Below are 24213 nucleotides of genomic sequence, written 5' to 3'. Positions count from 1 at the left end.
GAGAAAGACAACGAGATGACGATCACGACGAGACGTCGAGGATCGCTCGCCAAGGTCGAGGGCCGCCAGGCGCTGGGTTTCGCAAGCCCAGCCCTGGTGGGCCTCGCCCTGTTCACGATCGTGCCCGTGGGGCTCTCGATCGTGATGAGCGTCTTCGACTGGCCGACCTTCGGCGAACGCACCTTCAACGGGGTGGACAACTACGTCAAGCTGTTCACCAGCAGCCCGGACTTCTGGCCCGCGCTGCGCAACTCGGCCGTGTACACGCTGCTGTACGTGCCGTTGAGCGTCGCTCTCTCGCTCGTGCTCGCCCTCGGCCTCGGTCCCCGCATCCGCGGCCGCGGTGCCCTGCGCGTCCTCTTCTTCATCCCCGTCGTGACCCCGATGGTCGCGAACGTCCTGGTGTGGAAGATGATGCTGCAGCCGCAGGGGCTCTTCAACGGCCTCTCGGTCACCTGGTTCGGCATCGAGCTGCCGAACTTCCTCGCCGACCCCAACTGGGCGATGATCATGGTCGTCGTGATGAGCGTCTGGCAGGGACTCGGCTACAACATGCTGATCTTCTCCGCCGCCCTCGAGCAGCTCCCGGAGAGCGTCCTGGAAGCGGCCAGTATCGATGGCGCACAGGGCATCCGGCGTGTGTGGAGCATCATCATCCCGATGATCTCGCCGTCGATCTTCTTCGCGACGATCATGACGATGATCACCTCGCTCCAGGTCTTCGTCCAGCCGCAGATGCTCACCGGAGGCGGCCCCGGCAACGCCACCAAGCCCCTCGTGATGTACATCTGGGAGCAGGGCTTCACCTTCGGCGATCTCGGACTCGCCGCCGCCGCCGCGTGGATCCTGTTCGCGATCATCATCGCGATCACGGGCATCCAGTTCGCCGCACAGAAGAAGTGGGTGCACTATGAGCACTGAGACCCTCGTCCGGCCCACCGGCACCGCCCCGCGGCGTCAGCGCGAGCGGGAGAAGGCGCGTGGTGCGGCGACCACGCCGGGCGCGCGCGCCCGGCTGATCCTCGCGCACGTCACCATCTACGTCGCGGCGCTCATCTTCATCGCGCCGCTCGTCTACGCGTTCTTCTCGGCCCTCAAGCCGAACTCCGAGATGTTCTCGATGCCGCCGACGCTCGTGGGCTCCGAGCTCCGCTGGAGCAACTTCGTCGACGTCTTCGCCTACGGACCGTTCCTCACGTACATCATGAACTCGTTCATCGTGGCGATCGGCGGCACCCTGGTCGTGCTCGTGGTGTCCACGACCGCCGGATACGCGTTCGGGCGCCTGCGGTGGAAGGGCCGCGACGCGGTCTTCGTCCTCTTCCTGGCCACGCTGATGGTGCCCGCCGAGGTGCTCGTCATCCCCATGTTCCAGGTCATGCAGTGGTTCAACTGGGTCGACACCTATCAGGCGCTCATCCTTCCCTTCGCGTTCGGCGCCTTCGGCACGTTCCTGATGCGGCAGTTCTTCCGCGGCATCCCCTACGAGCTGGAGGAGGCGGCCCGTGTCGACGGTGCCGGCCCTGTCCGGTCCTTCCTGCAGATCATCCTGCCGCTGTCGAAGTCCGCGGTCGCGGTACTCGCGGTCTTCACGTTCCTGTCCTTCTGGAACAGCTACCTCTGGCCCCTCATCGTCACGGTCGACTACAACGCGCACGGCACGCTGCCGGTCGGTCTGGCGAGCTTCGCCGGTCTCACCGGCACCCGGTGGGACCTGCAGATGGCCGCCGCGATCATCTCGATGATCCCGACCACCCTGCTCGTGATCGTGCTGCAGAAGCACCTGGTCAAGGGCATCGCGATGGCCGGACTGGGCGGACGATGAGCGCGGTCGGACAGCAGACGGACGACCCTCGACGAACGACCACGAGCCCCGGGTCCGACCTCGCGCTGGCGGGGGTGGACATCGGGGGCACGAAGATCGCGGCCCTCGTCGTGGACGCCTTCGGAGACGTCCTCGCACGCGGAAGCGTCCCGGCGCCCGCGAGCGTCGGCGGCTCGGCCATGGCGGATGCGGCGGCCGACCTCGTCGCGCGGCTGGCGGCCGAAGCCGGTGTCGCCGTCGCCGCGGTGGGGGTGGGTGCCGCGGGCGTCATCGACCATGAGAGCGGCACCATCCGTGCCGCGTCCGCCCTGTTCGCAGACTGGGCGGGTTTCCCGCTCGGCCCGGAGCTGGCGCAGCGCGTCGGCGTCCCGGTGCGGGTCGAGAACGACGTGAACGCCTTCCTCCTCGGAGAAGCCGCCGCGGCGGGTCCGAGCGTTCCCGATGTTCTCGGTGTGATGCTCGGCACGGGCGTCGGCGGCGCGCTGGTCATCGGCGGGGAGCTGCACCACGGCCCCCACGGCGCGGCCGGCGAGATCGGGCACACGCCCGGTTACAGCGACCTCGTCTGCACCTGCGGGCAGACCGGTCACCTGGAGACCCTGGCGTCCGGGACGTCGATCGCCCGGCGGTTCGAGGAGCGCACCGGTCGTCCGGTGAACGATGCCAGGGAGGTCGCGGAGGCCGCACGGGCCGGCGACGCCGACGCCCGCGCCGTGTTCGACGCCGCCGGACGGGCGCTCGCTCTCGCCTGCGCCAGTGCCGCGACGCTCCTCGACCTGCCGATCGCCATCGTCGGCGGCGGGGTCACGGCCGCCTGGGACCTCCTGGAGCCGTCGATCGAGCGGACGCTCGGTACCGATGCCCCAGTGTCGGGCATCGCGCTGCGCGTCGTCCCCGCCGTCCTCGGAGCCGACGCCGTCGCGCTCGGCGCCATCGAGAGCGCACGACGCGCCCTCGCCCCCGTTTCCTGACCACGACTGCGACCGCAGAGGAGAACACCACCGTGACCGCACGCCCGGAAGCCCACGAGATCTGGATGGGTCCGCTGCCGCCGCTCGCCGAGGGCGGGCTCGCGCGGCCCCGGATCGGCATCGGCGGCATCTCCATCGAGTCGAGCACTTTCTCCCCGCATATCTCCGGGGACGAGGCCTTCACGATCCGCACCGGCGATGCACTGCGGGCGTACTACCCGTTCCTCGACGCCGGACGCGAGCTCGCCGAGGCCGCGGAGTGGGTCCCGCTCACGCACGGCCGTTCGCTGCCCGGCGGTGCCGTGGACCCGGACACCTACCGCCGGATGAAGGACGCGATCGTCGAGGGGATCCGCACGCAGGGGCCGTTCGACGGATTCTTCTTCGACATCCACGGCGCGATGAGCGTCGTCGGGATGGACGATGCCGAGGGCGACCTCGCTCTCGCGGTGCGGGACGCCCTGGGCCCGGACACCCTCGTCTCCACATCGATGGACCTGCACGGCAACGTCTCGGAGACTCTGCGCGACGCGGTGGATCTGCTCACCTGCTACCGGATGGCGCCGCATGAGGACTGGCTGAACACGAAGGAGCGGGCGGTGTGGAACCTGCTCGACCGTCTCCGCGGCCCGCACGGCAGCGACGTGCAGGCACGGCGGCCCTTCACGGCCTGGGTGCCCGTGCCCGTGCTGCTGCCCGGGGAGAAGACGAGCACGCGACTGGAGCCCGCGCGGAGCATCTACGCCGAGCTGCCGGAGATCGAGGCGCTGCCTGGCGTCGTGGACGCGTCGGTGTGGATCGGCTATGCATGGGCCGACGAGCCGCGCTGCCAGGCGTACGTCGTGGTCACCGGGGACGACAGGGAGGTCATCGCCCGTGAGGCGGAGCGCGTGGCCCGGATGTTCTGGGAGGCACGGAAGGACTTCGTCTTCGTCGCGAAGACGGGAAGCCTCGACGACGCGCTGGAGGAGGCGCTGGCCCCCGGTGCCCCGCATCCGTACGTGATCTCCGACTCCGGGGACAACCCGACGGCCGGGGGAGCGGGCGATGTGACCTGGACCCTCGCCCACCTGCTGCAGCGACCCGAGCTCACCGACGGCACGCACACGACGCTGGTCGCCTCGATCTTCGATCCGCGGGCCGTCGCCGAAGCCGTGGAGGCGGGCGTCGGTGCGACGGTCACGCTGTCAGCCGGAGCCGCGGTCGATTCCGGGCCCCACGGACCGGTCGAGATCACCGGCACGGTGTTCTCCGTCACCGACGGCGACCCGGACGCCGGCACCCAGGTGGTGCTCGCGGTCGGCGGGCTGCACGCCATCCTGACCGAGCGCCGCAAGCCCTTCCACCACCTCTCCGACTTCCGGATTCTGGGGCTCGAGCCGACGACGGCCGAGATCGTGGTCGTGAAGATCGGCTACCTGGAGCCGGAGCTGTACGAGCTGGCAGCGGGATGGACGCTGGCGCTCACCCCGGGCGGGGTGGACCAGGACCTGCTCCGCCTCGGACACCATCGCCTGCGCCCCGGGGTGTTCCCGTTCGACACGACAGGCGACCCCGATCTGACCGCGGTGGTCGTGCGCCGCGGGGCCGACGAGGAGGACACGGCATCATGATGAACTTCGAGAAGCGCACCGGCCCCGACTTCGGTGCGGCGTCCCCGGTGTACCCCGCGAACGGCGTGCCGGACTGGTACCGCGACGCCAAGCTCGGCTTCTTCGTGCACTGGGGGCTGTATTCCGTGCCGGCGTGGGCCGTGCAGCACGGGGAGGGCGTGAACATCCCCACCGAGGATGCTTATGCGTGGCACCAGTACGCGGAGTGGTACGGCAACACGGTGCGCATCCCGGGCAGCCCGACGTGGGAGCGCCACCAGCGCACCTACGGTCCTGGGACCTCGTACGAGGACCTCGCCGACCGGTGGGACGCCGACGCCTTCGATGCCGAGGCCTTCGTCGGTGAACTCGTCGCGGCCGGAGCGCGCTATGTCGTGCCCACGACCAAGCACCACGAGGGGTTCTGTCTGTGGGACACCGCCACGACCGGATTCAACGCCGTCGCGCGCGGCCCTCGCCGTGACCTCATCTCCGAGTTCCACGACGCCACGCGGCGGGCGGGAGCCAAGTTCGGCGTGTACTACTCCGGAGCGCTCGACTGGCACGTCAGCGACTTCCCGCCGATCGAGTCGGACACCGACCTGTTCCGGTTCCGTCGCAACGACGCCCACTTCTCCCGGTACGCCGCCGCGCAGCTCGAGGAGCTCGTGGAGCGGTTCGCGCCCGACGTGCTCTGGAACGACATCGAGTGGCCGGACGGCGGCAAGGGCACGGAGGAGTACGCCGTGGCCGCACTGCTGCAGAGGTACTTCGACGCCGTCCCGGACGGTGTGGTCAACGACCGCTGGGGTGTGCCGTACCACGGCTTCCTCACCCGCGAATACACGGACATCCCGGACATCATCCCCGAGCCGTGGGAGTCGACCCGCGGGCTCGGCTACTCGTTCGGGTTCAACCAGGCGGAGGACGAGCGCCACTCGCTCTCCGGCGCGGCCCTGATCCGGCTCCTCGTCGACGTCGTCGCGAAGAACGGCAACCTGCTCATCAACGTGGGCCCCGCGGCGGACGGATCCATTCCGGCGCTGCAGCGGAAGGCGATGCAGGAGCTCGGCAGCTGGCTGGCCGTGAACGGTGCGGCGATCTACGGCACGCGGCCCTGGACGCGGATGGGGGAGCGCACGGGGGCTCCTCGCCGCTACACCACGTCCACCGACGCGGTGCACGTGCATGCGCTCGACCCGGCGGACGGCGAGTTCGAGCTGCCGTCCGAGCTCACGGCCGCTGCGCTGTCGTGGGCCGACGGGACCCCGGCGGAGGCGTCCGCAGACGGCGGTTCGACCCGCATCGTGATCCCGGCCGGTCTCCGCGAGGCTCCGGTCGCCGTGCTCACCGCGCACGGCGCCTGACACACGCTCCGCAGAAGGGTCCCCGTCGGTGATCCGACGGGGCCCTTCGTCGCTGAGCTAGGGGCGCGTGCGCTCCTCGAGAACCTCGATCACGTGGCGGTACGGGCGGCCGGTGGCGCGGGTCATGCCGATCTCGCACGTGCGGTTGGCCGACACGAAGGCGTCGAAGCCGCCGCGGGCCGTATCGGCCGCGGAGACTTCGGCCGATTCCTGGGCTGTCGCGCTCGCGGTGAGCTCGGGGTGCAGCATGCCGCGGTCACCGGCGAACGCGCAGCAGCCCCAGCCGTCGGGCACGAAGACCTCGTCAGCGACGGCGGCGGCGATCGCTGTCAGCGCCCCGGTCGCGCCGAGCGCGGTCGTCGAACAGGTCGGGTGCACGGCGATCGAGGGGAGCTTCGCATCGACGGAGAGGCGCGGCAGCACCTCCCGCGCGACGAACGTGGTGGCGTCCTCGATGCGCAGACCGGCGTACTCCGGATGGGCGGCGACGGCCTGGGTGAGCATGACGTCGAGGCCCTCGGTGCAGGAGGCCGCGTCGCAGACGACCGGGAGCTCCCCGTGGCGGCTGGCGTCCCAGAGCGAGGCCAGCACCCGGTCGGACATGAGGCGATAGCCGTCGAGGTGCCCCTTGGACTTCCACGGTGTCCCGCAGCAGAGCCCGCCGTTCTCCTCCGGGACCACGACGGGGATCCCGGCGCGGTCGAGCAGGGCGCGCAGGGCGTCGCGGGAGCCGGGACCCTCGTCCTCCGGACCGAACATCGTGCCGATGCAGGCGCCGAAGAAGACGGCCTGGGCGTCGGGAGGCGAGACCGGTCGAGGCGGCGCGGTGCCGCCGCGGGGGAGACCCCCGTCGTAGAGGGGGACGGTATCGGCGCCGAGCACCGCCCGTCCGACCCGCGTCGCGCCGCGCACGAGCGGGACGGGGAGAGCATCGGCGACCGTGAGGGCGACGCCGCCGGCGCGAGTGACGGTGCTCCAGTGCTTCGCCGCCGTCCCCCAGGCCGCACCCTCCACCGCGTTCTCCTGCTCGGCCCGGAGGCGGCGGACGAGGTCGCCGGTGTTGATGTCCACCGGACACGCGACGCCGCACATGCCGTCGACCGCGCAGGTCTGCACGCCGTCGTAGTCGTAGTCCGCGCGCAGGTCCCGCAGCAGCGCCGTGTCGCCCTGCTCCTCGGCCCAGGCCATGTCCCGGCGCAGCACGATGCGCTGCCGCGGGGTGAGCGTGATGCTCTTGCTCGGGCAGGTCGGCTCGCAGTAGCCGCACTCCACGCAGCGGTCCACCTCGCGCTCCACCGTGGGCACGCGCTTGAGATCCCGGAGGTACGAGTCCGGGTCGTCGGACAGCACGACGCCGGGGTTGAGGATCCCGTCCGGATCGAACAGCCGCTTGATCTCCCACATCATGTCGGTGAGCTCGTCGCCGTACTGACGCCGCACGAACGGCGCCATGATGCGTCCGGTACCGTGCTCGGCCTTGAGGGATCCCTCCTGTGCGAGGACGAGCTCGACGAGGTCGTCCGTGAAGCGGCGGTACCGCGCCACGCTCTCGGGGTCGTCGAAGCGCTCGTTCAGCAGGAAGTGGACGTTGCCGTCCTTCGCGTGCCCGAAGATCACGGAGCCCTCGTAGCCGTGCTCCGCGAACAGCTCGATCAGTCGCTCGCAGGTGGCCAGCAGCCGGGGGACGGGGACGACGATGTCTTCGAGGAGCGCGGTCGTCCCGGACGGCCGCGCCCCGGCGACAGCGGTGTAGAGGCCCTTGCGGACGTGCCACAGTGCGGCGCGCTCGGCGGCATCGGTCGTCAGGCGTGGGGCGACGGCGAGGGGGAGGGCATCGAAGTGCGCCTGCGCTGATGCGCTCGCGACGGCGAGGGCGTCGTCATCCACGGCGTGCACCTCGACCAGGAGGGCGGCGTGGCCCTGGACGTCGATCTCGGAGATCGCGGCGGGGACGTCGCTCAGGCCCTGGGCGACGCGCAGTGAGGCGGCGTCCAGGAGCTCGATCGTCGCGAGTCCGAGCTCCGTGAGAGCGGGGAGCGCGGTCATCGCCGCCGACAGCGTCTCGAAGACGAGCAGACCGGTGGCGATCGCGGGGCGCACCTCGATGGTGCGGAAACGGGCCTCCGCGACGAAGCCGAGGGTCCCTTCCGATCCGATGAGGAGGTGCTCCAGGATCCGCACCGGGTCGTCGAAGTCGAGCAGGGCGTTCAGGCCGTAGCCCATCGTGTTCTTCATCGAGAACTGCTGCCGCAGGAACGCGACGTTCCCGGGCGAGGCGAGCAGACGCTCCCGGAGCGACGACAGCCCGGCGAACAGGGCGGGTTCCGCGGCGCGGAGCACGTCCGCGGCGTCCGCGCGTCCGGTGTCCAGGACGGTGCCGCTGGGCAGCACGACGACCATCGACGTGATCGTCTGGTACGAGTTCTCCGTGATGCCGCAGGCCATGCCGCTGGAGTTGTTCGCGACGACGCCGCCGATCGTGCAGGCGATCTCGCTGGCCGGATCCGGCCCGAGCTTGCGGCGATACCGGGCCAGCCGCGTGTTCACCTGCCGGACGGTGGCCCCGGGGCCGACCCTGACCGCGGCGCCGTCGTCCTCGATGTGGATGTCGCGGAAGTGGCTGCGCGTGTCGACCAGGATATCGCCGCTGATGCCCTGTCCGGAGAGGCTGGTGCCGCCGGAGCGGAACGTGAGCGTGCGTCCGGCCGCCCGGACCGCCGAGAACGCGCGGGCGACGCCCTCCGCGTCCGCGGGGGACAGCACCGCGTCCGGGACGAGCAGGTAATGCGAGGCGTCGTGGGCGCGGGCGAAGCGGTCGATGGATCGGGCGTGGACCTGCGTCTCGGGCCCCAGCAGTGCGGGATCGAGGGGGTGGTCGAGGGTGGTGGGCACGGTGCTCCTCTGCTCCGCTCGAAGATTGTCAGACAAGTGTACTGAACGACGGACGCCTCACTAGACTGTTCCGCATGACCTCGATCGCGGAGCGCCCCCTCGGCGTGGTCGGCGTGGTCGACGCCGTGACCGGACAGCTGCGCAGCCGGATCCTCTCCGGCGAGATCCGCTCGGGGGAGCCTCTGACCGAGGCGGCCGTCTCCCAGACCTACGGCGTCGCCCGTCCCAGCGCGAAAGCGGCCATCGAGCAGCTCGTGGCCAGCGGGCTGCTCGTGCGGACGGCGCATCGCACGGCGCGCGTGGTCGGCATCGAGGCGGAGACCGTCCGCGACGTCTACCGCACGCGGATCCGGCTGGAGAGCGCGGCACTACGCGAGCTGGCGGAGAGCGCCGCCGTGCCGGCAGCCGCCGTGGCGGCGAACGCCGAGCTGCAGGCGATGGCACCTGGCCCTGATCCCGCGACGGTCGATCCCGACCTCCGCTTCCACACGGCGCTCATCGACGCCCTGGGCAGCGAGCGGACCAGCCGCATGTACCGGAGCGTGCTGGACGAGGTGCGGCTGTGCATGGCGCAGGTGCAGGGGCGGCGTCTCCTCGATGCCGAACTCATCGCCGCGCAGCACGCGGAGATGCTCGAGGCTGTCGCCGCCGGGGACGCGGAGCGCGCCGCCGCGGTGCTGCGCGCCCACCTCGCCTCGGCGGAGGACCGTCTCGTCGAGGCCCTGAGCGCCTCCTGACGTCAGCCTTCGTCGGCCGGGGCGTCCTGGATCTCGATGGGTGCGTCCGTCGGGTCGGCCCAGACCGGAGCGGGCAGAGGCGTGTCGACCTGACCGGCCTGGATCGCGCGGAGGGCCTCGGTGATCTCGTCGGCGTTCTCGGGTACCGCCAGGCCGCAGGTGCGCAGCTCGGACGCGAACTGCAGGGTGAGCCGGATCTTCCCCGCCTCGATGGCCTCGGAGGTGGTGCCGGTGCGGATCTCGCTGCCGGTCTGGATCGCGGGCACCTCGTCGCAGACGTGATAGACCTTGCCGCCGTCGACCCACACGACCTCATCGGCCCCGAGGAGCTGGATCACGGCCGACTGGTCCGCGGTGTACTGCTCGACGGACGGCGGGGCGAAGCTCGTCCCGACGATCGCGGCGAGGACGGCCAGGACGATGCCGACGATGCCGGCGGTCGCCTTCTGCCCCTTGTCCATGTCCTTGTTCAGGAAGATGAGGATGACCAGGGGGAGGAAGGCCACGACCGCGATGATCGCGCCGAGCTGGTTCTGGATGAAGAACCGCGTCTTGTCGGCGCGGCGGGCGGGGTCGAGAGTGTTGGCCTTCTTCCACAGGATCGAGCCGATGATCGACAGCGCCGCGATCACGACCAGCAGGACGAGCAGGGCGACGAACGCCCACTGGGGGAACTGCGCCGTCGCTCCCTGCTCTTCCAGGAGGCCGGTGTCCGGATCGCGGAGCAGCGCGCCGCCCTCGTCGACGAACTCGCGCTGGCGCAGGAGCCAGAAGATGCTGACGGCCTCACCCGCGATCGCGAGCGCCCAGAGGACCGCGGCGATGATGCGGAAGCGCGTCGCGGAGGCCTTCGCCTCCGGGCTCGGCGTCCAGCCCGCGGGCGGTTCGCCGGTCGTGGCGCCGGCCGTGGAACGACGCGGCGCAGCAGACGACGTGGGCTCGTTCTCGGCCATGGTTGTCCTTTCCCCCGAAAGCCCCCGGCGACCCCGCCGAGGCATCCCCGAGCCTAGTGGTCGGGGTGTCCTACTCTGGAGAGATGACATCCGATTCGGACGACGCCCTGAGCTGGGACGGCGACGACAGCGCGGAGCAGCGCCCGCGGGACGCCGCACGGCGTTCCACGCCTGCTCCGGAACCGACGCCGGCCGAGGCCGTCGCACCCTCAGCGTCCGCACCCGCGTCGGTGGACGAGGAGACCGCAACGCCCTCCGGTCTCAGCAACGCGATGCTGGTCCTCGTCGGTGTCGTCGGGGGCGTCTACCTGCTCTACACCGTGGGGTGGATCGCCGGCGGTCTCCGCCTGCAGCCGCTCGCCTCGTTCCTCGTCGCGGATTTCATGTTCCTGCCCTGGTTCGTGCTGGCGATCGCCGCCCCCGCGCTCTGGTTCCTCGCGACGTGGGTGCTGACGCGGGGCCGGGCCTCCTGGATCCGCGCCGCCGTGCTCCTGGCCGGCGTCGTGCTGCTCGTGCCGTGGCCGTTCGTGACCGTGGGGGTGATCGGCTCATGACCGCTCCGGAGTCACCGTCCGCCGTGGCGACCGGCTCGCCGCGCTGGCTCGTGTGGACCGTCATCGCCCTCGCGGGGCTCTTCTACGCGTATGCGGTGTGGAACGCGGTCGCGCACCTCATCACCATGGCCCAGACCGGCCTCACCGGCACCGGATGGGCGACGCTGCTGTTCGGCGTGGTGTTCCCCGTGATCGTGTTCGGGTTCGCCTTCGCCATCGGCCGACGCCGTCGTGTGGGCGAGCTCGCCCTGACCTTCCTCGCCGGACTCGGCATCGTCGCGGTGTTCTGGATGAGCCTGCTCGCGCTGAGTCTGACGCTGCCCAGCGCCTGAGCCGGATCCGTCACGCCGTCACACGGCACGGAGCGGTCCCGGCGCTCCGGTAGAGTTGTCGCGATCGCGCCCCCGACGGTGTGCGGCGCATCGGCCCCTCCCGCCTGTCGCGCTGCCCCGAAGGATCCACTGTGCCGAAGCCTGTCGTGCTCATCGCCGAAGTACTCTCTCCCGCCACGATCGAGGCGCTCGGCCCCGACTTCGACGTCCGCCACGTCGACGGCACCGATCGCGAGGCGCTCTTCGCCGCCCTCGCGGAGTCGGACGCGGTGCTCATCCGCTCCGCGACCCGCATCGACGAGGAGGCGCTGTCGCACGCGCCGAAGCTCAAGGTCGTCGCGCGGGCCGGTGTCGGCCTCGACAACGTCGACATCAAGGCTGCGACCGCGGCCGGCGTCATGGTCGTTAACGCCCCGACGTCGAATATCGTCTCCGCCGCCGAGCTGACGGTCGGCCACATCCTCAGCCTCGCCCGCCGGATCCCGGCCGCGCACGCCTCGCTCTCCGCCGGCCAGTGGAAGCGCAGCTCCTTCACCGGTGCCGAGCTCTTCGAGAAGACCGTCGGCATCGTCGGACTCGGCCGGATCGGCGCTCTCGTCGCCGCTCGCCTGGCCGCCTTCGACATGCGCGTCGTCGCGTACGACCCCTACGTCACCTCGGCGCGCGCCCAGCAGCTCGGCGTGCAGCTCCTCTCGCTGGACGAGCTCGTCGCCGAAGCCGACTTCCTCACGATCCACATGCCCAAGACCCCGGAGACGACGGGCATGATCGGCGCCGAGCAGTTCGCCGCCATGAAGCCGACCGCCTTCGTCGTGAACGTCGCCCGCGGCGGGCTCATCGACGAGGAGGCGCTGCACGAAGCTCTCGTCGCCGGTGAGATCGCCGGTGCGGGTCTGGACGTCTTCACCTCCGAGCCCCCGGCCGAGGGTGGCAGCGCCCGTGCCCTGCTCGACCTCCCGAACGTCGTCGTCACGCCGCACCTCGGTGCGAGCACGGAAGAGGCACAGGAGAAGGCCGGCGTCTCGGTCGCACGCTCGGTGCGGCTCGCGCTCGGCGGTGACCTCGTCCCGGATGCGGTCAACGTCGCGGGCGGCGTCATCGACCCGTACGTGCGTCCCGGCATCTCGCTCGTGGAGAAGCTCGGTCAGATCTTCGCCGCACTGGCCACGTCGCCGCTCACGAGCCTCGACGTCGAGGTGCACGGCGAGCTCAACGACTACGACGTGAGCGTGCTCAAGCTCGCGGCCCTCAAGGGTGTCTTCACGAACATCGTGAGCGAGACCGTGTCGTACGTGAACGCGCCCCTCCTGGCGGAGCAGCGCGGCATCGCGGTGCGCCTGCTCAAGGACGACGTGAGCGAGGAGTACCGGAACGTCATCACCCTCACGGGGGCGCTGTCCGACGGATCGCAGCTCTCGGTGTCGGGCACGCTGACCGGACCGAAGCAGGCCGAGAAGCTCGTCGGCATCAACGACCATGCCCTGGAGCTGCCGATCGAGAAGCATCACGTCGTGATGCTCTACACCGACCGCCCCGGCATCGTCGCCGTCTACGGACAGAAGTTCGGCGAGGCCGGGATCAACATCGCCGGCATGCAGATCTCGCGGCTCGCGGCGGGCGATCAGGCGCTCAGCGTGCTGACGCTCGACTCGCCCGTGTCCGAGGAGCTGCTGGACGACGTGCGCGGTGCCATCGACGCCGACCTCTTCCGTCAGATCGAGATCACCGAGGTCTGACACCGCAGAGCGGGGGAGAAGGGCGGGAGCGCGAGGCTCCCGCCCTTCTCCGTACCCGCAGCCTTGTCCGGCGTCAGGCGGTGGCGCGCAGCACGAGGGCGATGAGATCGGCGAGCTCGTCGCTGCGCGGGACCAGGCGCTCCGGCCCGTGCACGTCGAGCGAGTTGTTGAAGTAGAGGCCGTCGCTCACGAGCATCACGAGGTCGAGGCTGGCGGTGTCGCGGACGTGCGGACGGATCGTCTCCGCCCAGCGACGCCGGGTATCCCGGAGCATGTCGGAGGCGGCGGTCGAGCCGCCCTGGGCCAGCCGGGTCGTGGCGATGAGCGCCCGATCGAGGGCGTCGTCCTCCATCACCGAGGTCCGCACGTAGTACGCGACGGGGCCCTCCTCGGCGGCGCGCATGCGCTCCAGGTCGAGGGTGGTCAGGTGGTCCAGGCGCTCCAGGAGCCCGGTCTCCAGGTCGTCCTTGGAGCGGAAGTGGTAGAGCAGGCCGCCCTTCGACACGCCGGCGGCCTTCGCCGTGGCCTCGAGCGTCGCGGCGCGTTCGCCGTCGCCGATGAGGATCGCCTCGAAGGCGTCGAGGACCTTCTCACGGGCGAGGGGAGGGCGGGGCATCGGTCATCCTCTGAGCGGGATCGGGAGGGCTGCATCTGTTACTATACCAGCCGGACGGTTTAGTAACGAGCGGTCCACAGGAAGGAAAGGTGTTCCATGACCCGTACTGCGTCGATCCCGACGACAGAGACGGAAGCTCCCCGCGTCGGGGCTCGGGGGTGGGCGGCGCTCGTCGTCCTCATGCTCCCGGTGCTGCTGGTGTCGGTGGACAACACGGTGCTGAGCTTCGCGCTGCCCGAGATCTCGATCTCGCTCGCGCCGAGCGGGGCCGAGCAGCTGTGGATCATCGACGTCTATCCGCTCGTGCTCGCCGGACTCCTGGTGACCATGGGGACGCTGGGCGACCGCTTCGGGCGCCGCCGCCTGCTCCTCATCGGAGCCACGGGGTTCGCCGTGGTCTCCGCTCTGGCCGCCTTCGCGCCGACCGCGGGCCTTCTCATCGCGGCGCGCGCCCTGCTCGGCTTCTTCGGCGCCATGCTCATGCCCTCGACGCTCTCGCTGCTGCGGTCGATCTTCCAGAACCGCGACCAGCGCCGCATGGCCATCGCGGTCTGGGCGTCTGCGTTCTCCGCCGGATCCGCGCTCGGCCCCATCGTCGGCGGCTTCCTCCTCGAGCACTTCGCGTGGGGCTCGGTGTTCCTCATCGCCGTCCCCGTCCTCATCCCGCTGCTCATCGCCGCGCCGCTGCTCGTGCCGGAGAGCCGTGACCCGAATCCCGGCCGCACCGACCCGCTCAGCATCGTGCTTTCGATGGCCGCGATGATCCCGGTCGTCTACGCCATCAAGTCCTTCGCGGTCGACGGCCCGTCGCTGTACGCCGGGGGATGGGCGCTGCTCGGCCTCGTGATGGGGACGTTGTTCGTGCGCCGTCAGCTCCGTGCCGACACCCCGATGCTCGACATGGCCCTGTTCCGCCGCGGGTCGTTCTCGGGGGCGATCCTGGTGAACCTGCTCAGCGTCGTGGCCCTCGTCGGGTTCCTGTACTTCGTCTCGCAGCACCTGCAGCTCGTGCTGGGGCTCTCGCCGATGGTCGCGGGCCTCGCGCTCGTGCCGGGGATGGCGGCGATGATCGTCGCCGGACTCACGGTGGTGCCGATCTCGCGGCGGGTGCCGCCGCACGTGCTCATCCCGGCGGCGCTGGTGTTCTCCGTCGCGGGGTACCTCATCGTCGCCTTCACGACGCACGAGCACGGCGTGGCACCGCTCATCCTCGCCTTCGTCGTCCTCGGCATCGGCATCGGCGCGGCCGAGACCATCTCGAACGAGCTCATCCTCTCCAGCGCCCCCGCGGCGAAGGCCGGTGCCGCGAGCGCGGTGTCCGAGACGGCGTACGAGCTCGGTGCCGTGCTCGGGACCGCGATCCTGGGCGGCATCATCACCGCGTTCTACCGCGGCGCGCTGGTGCTGCCCGAGGGGCTTCCGGCCGAGGTGGCCCGCGCTGCGCAGGAGACGCTGGCCGGCGCGTACACCGCCGCCCACGAGCTCCCGGCCGCGCTCGGCGACGCCCTGTGGCAGGCAGCGGCCGACGCGTTCGGCTCCGGCGTCACCGTGACCTCGCTCATCGGCGCGGGCCTCGTCGTCGTCGCGGCGGTCATCGCGGCCGTCACACTGCGCAAGGCACCCACGCACTGACCACTACGCTGGGGGGACCGGCCCGTTCGACCCGCGGGCGCGCCGCGGCCGGTCCACCCCCGTGCAGTGCGCAAGGAGTCTCATGTCGCGTGTCGTGAAGCTGGCCGTCATCCCGGGTGACGGCATCGGTCCCGAGGTCATCGCCGAGGCGGAGAAGGTGCTCGACACCGTCACGGCCGACAGCGACGTGACGTTCGACAAGACCCGCTTCTCGCTCGGTGCCGGCCGGTACCTCGAGACGGGCGACACGCTCACGGACGACGACCTCGCCGCGATCGCCGCACACGACGCGATCCTCCTCGGCGCGGTCGGCGGGACGCCGGGCGACCCGCGGCTGAAGGACGCGAACATCGAGCGCGGGCTGCTGCTGAAGCTCCGGTTCACGCTCGACCACTACGTGAACCTGCGTCCCTCGAAGCTCTTCACCGGAGCTCCCGGTCCGCTGTCGGACCCGGGCGAGGTCGACTTCGTCGTCGTCCGCGAGGGGACGGAAGGTCCCTACGTCGGCAACGGCGGAGCGATCCGGAAGGGGACGCCGCAGGAGGTGGCGAACGAGACCTCCGTGAACACGGCGTTCGGTGTCGAGCGGGTCGTCCGCTATGCGTTCGCCCTCGCGGAGCGCCGCCGTCAGAAGCTCACCCTGGTGCACAAGACCAACGTGCTCGTGCACGCCGGCGCGATCTGGCAGCGCATCGTGAACGAGGTCGCCGCCGAGCACCCCGACGTCGCCGTCGACTATCTGCACGTCGACGCCGCCACCATCTTCCTCGTCACCGATCCCTCGCGCTTCGACGTGATCGTGACGGACAATCTCTTCGGTGACATCCTCACCGACCTCGCCGGCGCCGTCACGGGCGGCATCGGCCTCGCCGCCTCCGGGAACATCAATCCCGATGGCAACTTCCCGTCGATGTTCGAGCCCGTGCACGGCTCGGCTCCGGACATCGCGGGTCAGCAGAAGGCCGACCCGACCGCCGCGATCCTCTCCATCGCGCTGCTGCTCGACCACCTCGGCCTGACGGCCGAGTCGGCGCGTGTGAGCGCCGCGGTCGAGGCGGACATCGCCGCCCGCAGCGGTGCCCGCACCACCGCGGAGATCGGCTCCGCGATCACTGCCCGTCTCTGAACGGCGGGCGTAGGCTGACAGGGCGCGAGGATGCGCCCACCCCACGAGGATTGGATGACGACATGACGACGATCGACGCCGAGACGAGCGTGGCTCCCCTGGAGTTCGCCGTGACGAAGAACCTGAACGCGGCCTCGCCGGCACGCGTCGCCGAAGTGCTGGAGAACCCCGGTTTCGGGGTCGTCTTCACCGACCACATGGTCGACATCTGCTGGTCGGTCAAGGGCGGCTGGCACCGTCCGCGTGTGCAGCCCTACGGCCCGATCCCGCTCGACCCCGCGGCGTCCGTGCTGCACTACGCACAGGAGATCTTCGAGGGCATCAAGGCCTACCGGCACGCCGACGGCTCGATCCACACCTTCCGTCCCGACCGCAACGCCGCGCGCCTGCAGGCGAGCGCCCGCCGCCTGGCGCTGCCGGAGCTGCCGACGGAGTACTTCATCCAGTCGCTGCGGGAGCTCATCGCCGTCGACGGCCGGTGGGTGCCGTCCGGTGCCGACCAGAGCCTGTACCTGCGACCGTTCATGTTCGCCAAGGAGGCCTTCCTCGGCGTGCGAGCGGCGCAGAAGGTCGCCTACTACGTGATCGCCAGCCCCGCGGGCGCCTACTTCACCGGAGGCGTGAAGCCGGTGCGCATCTGGCTCTCCGAGGACTACGCCCGCGCCGGCCGCGGTGGCACCGGCAAGGCGAAGACGGGGGGCAACTACGCCTCCAGCCTCCTGCCGCAGGCCGAGGCCAGCGCGAAGGGCTGCGACCAGGTCGTGTTCCTCAACGAGAACCGCGACGTCGAGGAGCTCGGTGGCATGAACGTTGTGTTCGTCTTCAAGGACGGTCGTGTCGTCACGCCGGAGTCCGACAGCATCCTCGAGGGCATCACGCGGGATTCGCTGCTGCAGCTCGCCGAGGACCGCGGCTACACGGTCGAGAAGCGACCGATCTCGATCGACGAGTGGCGCGAGGGCGTGGCCTCCGGCGACATCGTCGAGGTGTTCGCCTGTGGCACGGCCGCGGTCGTGACGCCGATCGGCGCGCTCGTGGGCGAGGGTTTCGACGAGCCGCAGCCGCTGGGCGAGCTGGCGCTGTCGCTCCGCGAGGAGCTCACCGACATCCAGTACGGCCGCCGCGAGGACAAGCACGGCTGGCTCCTCCGCCTCGACGCCTGATTCCATTCCCCGAGACCCCGTCTTCCCGCCGACACCTCGCCGTGTCGACGCGTGGTAGGCGGGGTCTCGGCGTGTAACCGGGGTCTCGCGCGCCGGGGGCGTTCCTGCACAGTGCGGGGGGAGTGGGGGATGAGGGGTGGGGGGTGTGGAGAACGGGGGGAGGAGAGAGTGAGCGGGGGAGAGTGGGGGGATGTCGCGGCGCCTCTCGTTCTCCGATGCCTGGGATCTCGTGCGGTCGCGGGAGGAGGTCCTCGATGCGGGCGTCACGGAACGAGAGCTGGCGGCGGCGGTCGCGCACGGCAGGCTACGGCGCGTGCACCGCGGGGCGTACGTCGACGCGGATGTCTGGGACGAGCTGTGGCCAGAGGGGCGGCAGCTCGTGCGGGTGTGCGCCGTCCGCAGGGCCAGTCCGGGCGGGGGTCCCGTGTTCTCGCACCTCTCCGCCGCCGCGCTCTGGGGGCTGCCGCTCGTGGGGCCGATCCGGGACGACGTGCACACCGCGATCCGCAGCCGTCGGCACACCAGGACCGAGGCCGGGGTCGTCCGACACCAGATGATGCTCGACGAGGGCGATGTCGTCCGGCGGCACGGGCTCCGGTGCACGTCGCTGGCCCGCACCGTGTTCGATCTCGCCCGACTGCTGCGACCGGAGGCCGTCGTCGCCGCGGGGGATGCGGCACTGCGGCTGGTCTCGGTCGACGGGCACGAGGTGGACCAGGATGCCGTCGCCGCCTGGCGGGCCGAAGTCGAAGGCCTGTGCGCGGCGGGACTCCGGGGTGTGCGGCGCGCGCGATGGATCGGAGCCTTCGCGGATGGACGGGCGCAGCTCCCGGGCGAGAGCGTGAGTCGCCTCCAGCTCCACCGACTCGGCTTCCGAGACATCGATCTGCAGGTCCCTATCGTGGGCTCCGACGGTGCTCGGTACTTCGCCGACTTCGGGTTCCCGCGGTCGCAGGCCTTCGGGGAGTTCGACGGGGAGGACAAGTACCGGGATGCGGAGCTGCGGACGATGCCCACGGCGGCCGATGCGGTGATGGCGGAGAAGCACCGCGAGGACGAGATCCGAGGGGTCACGGGATGGCGGGTGGTGCGCTGGGGCTCCCGGCACATCCGCACCCCCGAGGACCTCGGACGACGGCTCGCCGCGTTCGGCGTCCGTCCTCCCGGTTGAGTTCCACCGAGGCCCCGGGCTTCCGTCGAGACCCCGCCTCTCCCGCGCAAGCGAACCGGGGTCTCGACGAGAAACCGGGGTCTCGACGATAAAGGAGGGGATCTAGGCTGGAGGCATGAAGATCGCCCGGTTCAGCCACGACGACGCCATCATGTACGGGATCATCGACGACCGCGAGCTCGTGGTCCTCGCCGGGGACCCGATGTTCTCGGGGTATGAGACCACCGGCGCCCGCGTCCCGCTGACCGAGGTCACGCTGCTCGCGCCCGTCATCCCGCGCTCCAAGGTCGTGTGCGTCGGCAAGAACTACCACGATCACGCCGCCGAGATGGGCGGAGTGGCCCCCGAGGAGCCGCTGCTGTTCCTCAAGCCGAACACCGCCGTGATCGGCCCGGATGACGCGATCGTGCGTCCCACCGCGCTGTCCGAGCGCACGGAGTACGAGGGCGAGCTCGTGGTCGTGATCGGACGGATCGCGAAGAACGTGAAGGCGGAGAACGCCCTCGACCACGTGCTCGGCTACACGATCGGCAACGACGTCACCGCACGCGACCTGCAGCGCAAGGACGGGCAGTGGTCGCGGGCGAAGGGCTTCGACACGTTCTGCCCGCTCGGACCCGTGATCGAGACGGACTTCGACCCCGCGCAGGCCACGATCGAGACGCGGGTCAACGGCGAGGTTCGCCAGCACGCGCCGCTCACCGACATGATCCACTCGGTCGCCGCGATCATCGAGTACGCCTCCGCGGTGTTCACGCTCCTTCCGGGCGACGTCATCATGACGGGGACACCCGCGGGCGTCGGCACGTTCGAGGCGGGCGACACCGTCGAGGTGGAGATCTCCGGACTCGGCATCCTGCGCAACCCCGTGCGCGACGCCGCTCCCGCGTCATGACCGACGTCGCCCTCACGGCGACGCAGCAGCAGGCGGTCCAGCGCCGCACCGTGCTCGTGCTGTCGCTGGGGCAGGTGCTGGGCGGCATCGCCTTCGGCGCCACCGTGTCGCTCGGTGCGCTGCTCGCCGCGGACATCTCCGGCAGCGACGCGCTCTCCGGGCTCGCGACGGCATCGGTGACCCTGGGCGCCGCGCTCTGCGCGATCCCGCTCGCCCGGATGGCCGCACGGCTCGGACGCCGCCGCGCCCTCACCCTCGGCAATCTCTTCGCCCTCGTCGGCATCGCCGTGGTGATCCTCGCGGCGTCGGTGCGCGTCTTCCCGCTCCTGCTCGTCGGCATCCTGCTGATCGGTGCGGGGAACGCGGGCAACCTGCAATCCCGGTTCGCGGCCACGGACCTCGCGGCGCCGCAGCACCGCGGGCGTGACCTCTCGATCGTCGTCTGGTCCACCACGATCGGCGGCGTGGCGGGACCGCTGCTGCTCGGCCCGGGGGAGATCGTCGGACAGGCGATCGGGATGCCTCCGCAGACGGGTTCCTACGTCTTCTCGTTCGTCGCGCAGTGCGCGGCGCTCGCGCTCTACCTCGTCGCCCTCCGCCCCGATCCGCTGCTGGCCGCGCAGCGACTCGCTCAGGCCGCCGCCGCGACGACGAGCGCCGTCGTGGCGGACCGCCCGCGCGTGGCCCGCTACGCGATCTTCGCCATCGCGGGGTCGCACGTGGTGATGGCGTCGGTCATGGCGATGACCCCGGTGCATCTCTCGCACATGGCCCACGGCGCTCACGGTGCGGCGGCGACACCGGCGGACGTCTCAGCGCTCGTCGGCATCACCATCGCGCTGCACGTCGGCGGCATGTACGCGCTCTCGCCGGTGTTCGGCGTGCTGGCCGACCGCTGGGGGCGGCTGCGCGTGGTGCTGCTCGGGCAGGCTCTGCTCGGCGGCGCCCTGGCCTTCGCCGTCTTCGCGGGCACCGAGGCGTGGGGCGTCATGGTCGCCCTCATCCTCCTCGGCCTCGGCTGGAGTGCCGCGACGGTCGCCGGTGCCGCGCTGCTCACCGAAGCCTCCGCGCCCGAGGTGCGCACTCGTCGTCAGGGACGCAGCGACTCGCTGATGAGCCTGTCCGCCGCCGCCGGGTCCGTCCTCGCCGGCATCGTGCTGTCGAACTTCCAGTACGCCGGGCTCGGCATCGCGGCCTCGGTGCTCGTCCTCGCGATCGTCGCGCTGTCACCGCTCGCCCGGAGCAGCGCGCGGTGAAGGCCTGGGACGGCGTCGGAGAGGCCTATGCCGCTTCGTACGCCGCCCTGTGCGCCGGGACCTTCGAGCCTCTCACCGCCGCACTCGGCCCGGCGGAGGGTCGTGGCCTGCTGGACGTCGGCGCGGGGGAAGGCCGTCTCACGTCCCGCTTCGCACGCCGGGGATGGGACGTCACAGCCTGCGAGCCCGAGCCGACGATGCGTGCCGTCGCCCACCGGGAGCACCCGACGCTGCGCATCGTCGAGGGCGGGCTGCCGACGCTGCCCTTCGGCGACGGGTCCTTCGATGCCGCCGTGGCGAACTTCGTGCTGAACCACGTCTTCTCCCCGCGGACCGCCGCCCGCGAGCTGGGTCGGGTCGCGCGTGGTCCGGTCGCCGCGACGATCTGGACCCGTTCGCCGTCGTGGTTCTGGGCGGAGGTCGTCGAACGCGCGGGGTTGCCGCCGTACGCGGGGGAGAGGCTCCCCGCCGAAGAGGACTTCGCACGCACCCCGGACGGCTTCGCGGACGTGCTCACCGACGCCGGGCTCCCGGAGGTCGTGGTCACCGAGCACACCTGGACGTGGGAGGCCGACCCCGGCGCGCTGTGGACCTCCGTCGAAGGGGGTGTGGCCGGCGCCGGCGCCCAGTACGCCCTGCTCTCCACGGCCGAGCGCCGCCGGTTCCGCGCGGGGTTCGAGGAGACGGTCGCGGCGCATCGGGTGGGAACAGTGCTGCCCCTGGAGCACCGCGCGGCGGTGGCGGTCTCGCGCCGGGGCTGACCCGCCCGCACCCGTAGAATCGAAGGGCTATGGCTACTCCGCATCCCCTCACCACGACCGCCAGCGGCGCCGACGTCCGCGTCCGCTTCTGCCCCTCTCCGACGGGGCTGCCGCACGTCGGCATGGTCCGCACGGCTCTGTACAACTGGGCCTATGCCCGTCACAACGGCGGGAAGATGGTGTTCCGCATCGAGGACACCGACGCCGCGCGCGACAGCGAGGAGAGCTTCCGCCAGCTCGTCGACGCGCTCACGTGGCTGAAGATCGACTGGGACGAGGGTGTCGAGGTCGGCGGCCCGCACGCCCCGTACCGGCAGTCCGAGCGGCACGACATCTACCGCGAGGTGATCGACAAGCTCCTCGCGACGGGCGCGCTCTACGAGAGCTACTCGACGGCCGAGGAGATCGACGCCCGCAACGAGGCCAACGGCCGCGCGAAGCAGCTCGGCTACGACAACTTCGACCGTGACCTCACCGACGAGCAGAAGGCCGCCTTCCGCGCCGAGGGCCGGCAGCCCGCCCTCCGCCTGCGGGTGCCGGACGAGGACCTCACGTACGTCGACCTCATCCGCGGCGAGGTCACCTTCCCCGCGGGCTCCTTCCCGGACTTCGTCGTCGTGCGCCCGAACGGGGTGCCGCTGTACACCTTCGTGAACCCCGTCGACGACGCGCTGATGGGCATCACGCACGTGCTCCGCGGCGAAGACCTCATGCCCTCCACCGCGCGCCAGCTCTCGCTCTACGCCGCTCTCATCGACGCGGGTGTGACGACGTTCGTGCCGCGGTTCGCCCACATGCCGCTCGTGCTGGGGGAGACCGGCAACAAGAAGCTCTCCAAGCGTGACCCCCAGGCCGATCTGTTCCTGCACCGGGAGCGCGGCTTCATCCATGAGGGCCTCCTGAACTACCTCGCGCTCCTGGGCTGGTCGATCGGCCCGGACCGCGACGTGTTCTCGCTCGACGAGTTCATCGCCGCGTTCGACATCGAGAACGTGAACCCCAACCCGGCCCGCTTCGACCAGAAGAAGGCCGAGTCGATCAACGGCGACCACATCCGCATGCTCGACGTGAAGGACTTCGCCGAGCGCACGGTGCCGTACCTCGCCGCGGCCGGTCTGTTCGACGAGCCGACCCACGAGCAGCTCGTCCTCGCCTTCCGCGCGGCGCCGCTGGTGCAGGAGCGCGTGCAGCTGCTGGGCGAGGTGCCGGGCATGCTCGGCTTCCTGTTCCGCGACGAGGTGTCGTACGACGCGGATGCGCTCAAGGGGCTGCCGGCCAACGCCGCCGCGGTGCTGGACGCCTGCGTCACCGCGCTGGAGCCGGTCGCCGACTTCACCCCGGAGAAGATCCAGGAGGCGCTCTCGACGGCGCTCGTGGAGAACCTCGAGCTCAAGCCGCGCGTGGCCTACGGGCCGCCGCGCGTGGCCATCACCGGCCGCCGCGTCTCGCCGCCCCTGTTCGAGTCGATGGAGCTGCTGGGCAAGGACGAGTCGCTGCGCCGCCTGCGCGCGCTCTCGGCGTTCCTCGCGAACTGATCCGCGACGCGCCCGAGCGGCGACACGGCACCGGTGGTTTTGGTGATCGGTCGCCGCTCGGGTAAGCTTGACTCTCGGTGCGAGGCTCCGGTTTCGCCCTTGGGGTATGGTGTAATTGGCAACACGGCTGATTCTGGTTCAGTTGTTCTTGGTTCGAGTCCAGGTACCCCAGCACTTCGAAAACCCCCGCTCCGGCGGGGGTTTTCTCGTTCCCCCGGCAGGAACGTCAGTGCTCACGCAGCTTCGAGGAAGGGCTCGTACCGGTAGCCCGCCTCGTCGAGGATCGAGACCGTGGATTCGGGGACCTCTTCGAACGCACCGGGCAGATCGTTCAGCGGCTCGGAGACGATCACGTGCGCCCGGCGACCGAAGACGCGAAGACGTTCCGCATCGGGGTACATCCGACGAAGAGTCTCGATGTCGGTGGAGTGGAAGAGGGAGCGGGAGCGTCCGGCGGTCGAATAGCGGATCGCCCACACGGTGGCGCCGTCGGAGACCGCGAAGGTGCCCTGCACCGGGAAGCGGATGCCATGCTCGTGGCCCACTCGCTCGGCCTCCCGGATGGCCGCCCGCATCCCCGCGATCGGATCGTCCTGCAGGCCGAGTGTCAGGGCGAGGTGGAACAGCACCTCGGAGTCGGTGGTGCCCTGGATCTCCGGGTAGAGGGAGGGATCGACGGCGAGAGTGAGGTCGCGTTTCACCGTCAGGAAGTCCGTCAGGCCGCCGTTGTGCATGAAGAGCCAGTTCGCGTGCCGGAACGGGTGGCAGTTGGTCTGCTGGACCGGCGGCCCGGCGGCGGCTCTCACATGGCTGAAGAACAGCGGGCTGCGGATCATGCGGGAGATCTCGCGCAGGTTCAGATCGTTCCAGGCGGGCTCCATGCTCCGGAACAGCGCGGGCCCCGGCGGCTGCCCCGAGTCCTCACGGTTCGACACCGGATACCAGCCGAGGCCGAAGCCGTCTCCGTTCACGGTCTCCGCACCGAGTGGCGAGTCCAGGGACTGCGCCACGAGCGAATGTCGCGCGTCGAGGATCACCTCCGACGGGTGCAGCGGTTCTCCCACATACGCCAGCCACCGACACATGTCGACACCTCGTC

General features: G+C 70.7%; 21 protein-coding genes and 1 tRNA gene. 18 read left to right on the top strand and 4 right to left on the bottom strand.

Annotation, left to right across the window (positions count from 1 at the left end; genetic code table 11):
- Positions 1–15 precede the first annotated feature (15 nt).
- The 5 genes from AB0N68_RS12345 to AB0N68_RS12325 all read left to right on the top strand — a co-directional run bounded on the left by AB0N68_RS12345 (position 16) and on the right by AB0N68_RS12325 (position 5755).
- Positions 16–921, top strand: coding sequence for a carbohydrate ABC transporter permease (locus tag AB0N68_RS12345; protein WP_060920975.1), 906 nt, complete (start codon positions 16–18; stop codon positions 919–921).
- On the top strand, positions 911–1825 hold the full coding sequence (locus AB0N68_RS12340; RefSeq protein ID WP_060920974.1) for a carbohydrate ABC transporter permease: 915 nt from the start codon (positions 911–913) through the stop codon (positions 1823–1825). Before AB0N68_RS12345 ends, AB0N68_RS12340 begins: the two co-directional genes overlap by 11 nt.
- Entirely contained in the window at positions 1822–2796 is a 975-nt protein-coding gene (locus AB0N68_RS12335; protein WP_280566374.1) for an ROK family protein, read from the top strand. The genes AB0N68_RS12340 and AB0N68_RS12335 overlap by 4 nt, the downstream gene beginning before the upstream one ends.
- Positions 2797–2861: 65 nt before the next feature.
- A complete protein-coding gene (locus tag AB0N68_RS12330; RefSeq protein ID WP_311198663.1) occupies positions 2862–4409 on the top strand; it encodes a M81 family metallopeptidase in 1548 nt (515 codons plus the stop codon).
- Positions 4406–5755 (top strand): alpha-L-fucosidase, encoded by a 1350-nt coding sequence (locus AB0N68_RS12325; protein WP_280566373.1) that lies wholly within the window; start codon positions 4406–4408, stop codon positions 5753–5755. The genes AB0N68_RS12330 and AB0N68_RS12325 overlap by 4 nt, the downstream gene beginning before the upstream one ends.
- A 57-nt stretch (positions 5756–5812) precedes the next feature.
- Here AB0N68_RS12325 and AB0N68_RS12320 read toward each other — a convergent pair whose 3' ends face one another.
- Entirely contained in the window at positions 5813–8647 is a 2835-nt protein-coding gene (locus AB0N68_RS12320; protein WP_187663927.1) for an FAD-binding and (Fe-S)-binding domain-containing protein, read from the bottom strand.
- A gap of 74 nt (positions 8648–8721) precedes the next feature.
- Between AB0N68_RS12320 and AB0N68_RS12315 the strand changes: the two genes are divergently transcribed.
- Positions 8722–9384, top strand: a complete 663-nt coding sequence (locus AB0N68_RS12315) for a GntR family transcriptional regulator (RefSeq protein WP_280566369.1) — start codon at positions 8722–8724, stop codon at positions 9382–9384.
- Between the two features lie 2 nt (positions 9385–9386).
- On the opposite strand, the gene AB0N68_RS12310 is transcribed toward AB0N68_RS12315, so the two are convergent.
- Positions 9387–10337: a hypothetical protein gene (locus AB0N68_RS12310; protein ID WP_280566368.1), complete on the bottom strand. Its 951-nt coding sequence runs from the start codon at positions 10335–10337 to the stop codon at positions 9387–9389.
- An 83-nt stretch (positions 10338–10420) separates the two neighbouring features.
- Between AB0N68_RS12310 and AB0N68_RS12305 the strand changes: the two genes are divergently transcribed.
- From AB0N68_RS12305 to serA, 3 genes are all read left to right on the top strand, one after another.
- Positions 10421–10891 carry a hypothetical protein gene (locus AB0N68_RS12305; protein WP_280566366.1) on the top strand — a complete coding sequence of 157 codons (471 nt, stop codon included), beginning with the start codon at positions 10421–10423 and terminating at the stop codon, positions 10889–10891.
- Complete coding sequence (locus AB0N68_RS12300) at positions 10888–11223, top strand: hypothetical protein (RefSeq protein WP_259953906.1); 336 nt, start codon at positions 10888–10890, stop codon at positions 11221–11223. Before AB0N68_RS12305 ends, AB0N68_RS12300 begins: the two co-directional genes overlap by 4 nt.
- A gap of 131 nt (positions 11224–11354) precedes the next feature.
- Complete coding sequence (serA, locus tag AB0N68_RS12295) at positions 11355–12959, top strand: phosphoglycerate dehydrogenase (RefSeq protein ID WP_105949735.1); 1605 nt, start codon at positions 11355–11357, stop codon at positions 12957–12959.
- A gap of 73 nt (positions 12960–13032) precedes the next feature.
- Here serA and AB0N68_RS12290 read toward each other — a convergent pair whose 3' ends face one another.
- A complete protein-coding gene (locus tag AB0N68_RS12290; RefSeq protein ID WP_280566362.1) occupies positions 13033–13575 on the bottom strand; it encodes a TetR/AcrR family transcriptional regulator in 543 nt (180 codons plus the stop codon).
- A gap of 96 nt (positions 13576–13671) precedes the next feature.
- On the opposite strand from AB0N68_RS12290, the gene AB0N68_RS12285 reads away from it, so the two are divergent.
- From AB0N68_RS12285 to AB0N68_RS12245, 9 genes are all read left to right on the top strand, one after another.
- Complete coding sequence (locus tag AB0N68_RS12285; RefSeq protein ID WP_313362602.1) at positions 13672–15207, top strand: MFS transporter; 1536 nt, start codon at positions 13672–13674, stop codon at positions 15205–15207.
- Between the two features lie 82 nt (positions 15208–15289).
- On the top strand, positions 15290–16333 hold the full coding sequence (locus tag AB0N68_RS12280) for a 3-isopropylmalate dehydrogenase (protein WP_187663935.1): 1044 nt from the start codon (positions 15290–15292) through the stop codon (positions 16331–16333).
- A gap of 62 nt (positions 16334–16395) precedes the next feature.
- Entirely contained in the window at positions 16396–17496 is a 1101-nt protein-coding gene (locus tag AB0N68_RS12275; protein WP_187663936.1) for a branched-chain amino acid aminotransferase, read from the top strand.
- A 190-nt stretch (positions 17497–17686) separates the two neighbouring features.
- On the top strand, positions 17687–18667 hold the full coding sequence (locus tag AB0N68_RS12270; RefSeq protein ID WP_280566357.1) for a type IV toxin-antitoxin system AbiEi family antitoxin domain-containing protein: 981 nt from the start codon (positions 17687–17689) through the stop codon (positions 18665–18667).
- Positions 18668–18782: 115 nt separating this feature from the next.
- Positions 18783–19562: a fumarylacetoacetate hydrolase family protein gene (locus tag AB0N68_RS12265; protein ID WP_187663938.1), complete on the top strand. Its 780-nt coding sequence runs from the start codon at positions 18783–18785 to the stop codon at positions 19560–19562.
- Complete coding sequence (locus tag AB0N68_RS12260; RefSeq protein WP_187663939.1) at positions 19559–20818, top strand: MFS transporter; 1260 nt, start codon at positions 19559–19561, stop codon at positions 20816–20818. Before AB0N68_RS12265 ends, AB0N68_RS12260 begins: the two co-directional genes overlap by 4 nt.
- Positions 20815–21579 (top strand): class I SAM-dependent methyltransferase, encoded by a 765-nt coding sequence (locus AB0N68_RS12255; protein ID WP_280566353.1) that lies wholly within the window; start codon positions 20815–20817, stop codon positions 21577–21579. Before AB0N68_RS12260 ends, AB0N68_RS12255 begins: the two co-directional genes overlap by 4 nt.
- Before the next feature lie 29 nt (positions 21580–21608).
- A complete protein-coding gene (gene gltX / locus AB0N68_RS12250; RefSeq protein ID WP_268776396.1) occupies positions 21609–23114 on the top strand; it encodes a glutamate--tRNA ligase in 1506 nt (501 codons plus the stop codon).
- Positions 23115–23214: 100 nt separating this feature from the next.
- Positions 23215–23286 (top strand) — tRNA-Gln (locus tag AB0N68_RS12245).
- Between the two features lie 61 nt (positions 23287–23347).
- Here AB0N68_RS12245 and AB0N68_RS12240 read toward each other — a convergent pair.
- Entirely contained in the window at positions 23348–24199 is an 852-nt protein-coding gene (locus AB0N68_RS12240) for a class II glutamine amidotransferase (RefSeq protein ID WP_187663942.1), read from the bottom strand.
- Positions 24200–24213 lie beyond the last annotated feature (14 nt).

The organism is Microbacterium meiriae, assembly GCF_040685015.1.
In the GTDB taxonomy this organism is placed as follows: Bacteria; Actinomycetota; Actinomycetes; order Actinomycetales; family Microbacteriaceae; genus Microbacterium; species Microbacterium meiriae.
This window is presented reverse-complemented; position numbering and strand designations above follow the sequence as displayed.

What these genes read in the sequence shown, in the direction of transcription:
- AB0N68_RS12345 (WP_060920975.1), top strand. Translation starts at nt 16, where the DNA reads ATGACGATCACGACGAGACGTCGAGGATCGCTCGCCAAGGTCGAGGGC.
- AB0N68_RS12340 (WP_060920974.1), top strand. Translation starts at nt 911, where the DNA reads ATGAGCACTGAGACCCTCGTCCGGCCCACCGGCACCGCCCCGCGGCGT.
- AB0N68_RS12335 (WP_280566374.1), top strand. Translation starts at nt 1,822, where the DNA reads ATGAGCGCGGTCGGACAGCAGACGGACGACCCTCGACGAACGACCACG.
- AB0N68_RS12330 (WP_311198663.1), top strand. Translation starts at nt 2,862, where the DNA reads ATGGGTCCGCTGCCGCCGCTCGCCGAGGGCGGGCTCGCGCGGCCCCGG.
- AB0N68_RS12325 (WP_280566373.1), top strand. Translation starts at nt 4,406, where the DNA reads ATGATGAACTTCGAGAAGCGCACCGGCCCCGACTTCGGTGCGGCGTCC.
- AB0N68_RS12315 (WP_280566369.1), top strand. Translation starts at nt 8,722, where the DNA reads ATGACCTCGATCGCGGAGCGCCCCCTCGGCGTGGTCGGCGTGGTCGAC.
- AB0N68_RS12310 (WP_280566368.1), bottom strand. Translation starts at nt 10,337, where the DNA reads ATGGCCGAGAACGAGCCCACGTCGTCTGCTGCGCCGCGTCGTTCCACG.
- AB0N68_RS12305 (WP_280566366.1), top strand. Translation starts at nt 10,421, where the DNA reads ATGACATCCGATTCGGACGACGCCCTGAGCTGGGACGGCGACGACAGC.
- AB0N68_RS12300 (WP_259953906.1), top strand. Translation starts at nt 10,888, where the DNA reads ATGACCGCTCCGGAGTCACCGTCCGCCGTGGCGACCGGCTCGCCGCGC.
- AB0N68_RS12290 (WP_280566362.1), bottom strand. Translation starts at nt 13,575, where the DNA reads ATGCCCCGCCCTCCCCTCGCCCGTGAGAAGGTCCTCGACGCCTTCGAG.
- AB0N68_RS12285 (WP_313362602.1), top strand. Translation starts at nt 13,672, where the DNA reads ATGACCCGTACTGCGTCGATCCCGACGACAGAGACGGAAGCTCCCCGC.
- AB0N68_RS12280 (WP_187663935.1), top strand. Translation starts at nt 15,290, where the DNA reads ATGTCGCGTGTCGTGAAGCTGGCCGTCATCCCGGGTGACGGCATCGGT.
- AB0N68_RS12275 (WP_187663936.1), top strand. Translation starts at nt 16,396, where the DNA reads ATGACGACGATCGACGCCGAGACGAGCGTGGCTCCCCTGGAGTTCGCC.
- AB0N68_RS12270 (WP_280566357.1), top strand. Translation starts at nt 17,687, where the DNA reads ATGTCGCGGCGCCTCTCGTTCTCCGATGCCTGGGATCTCGTGCGGTCG.
- AB0N68_RS12265 (WP_187663938.1), top strand. Translation starts at nt 18,783, where the DNA reads ATGAAGATCGCCCGGTTCAGCCACGACGACGCCATCATGTACGGGATC.
- AB0N68_RS12260 (WP_187663939.1), top strand. Translation starts at nt 19,559, where the DNA reads ATGACCGACGTCGCCCTCACGGCGACGCAGCAGCAGGCGGTCCAGCGC.
- gltX (WP_268776396.1), top strand. Translation starts at nt 21,609, where the DNA reads ATGGCTACTCCGCATCCCCTCACCACGACCGCCAGCGGCGCCGACGTC.
- AB0N68_RS12240 (WP_187663942.1), bottom strand. Translation starts at nt 24,199, where the DNA reads ATGTGTCGGTGGCTGGCGTATGTGGGAGAACCGCTGCACCCGTCGGAG.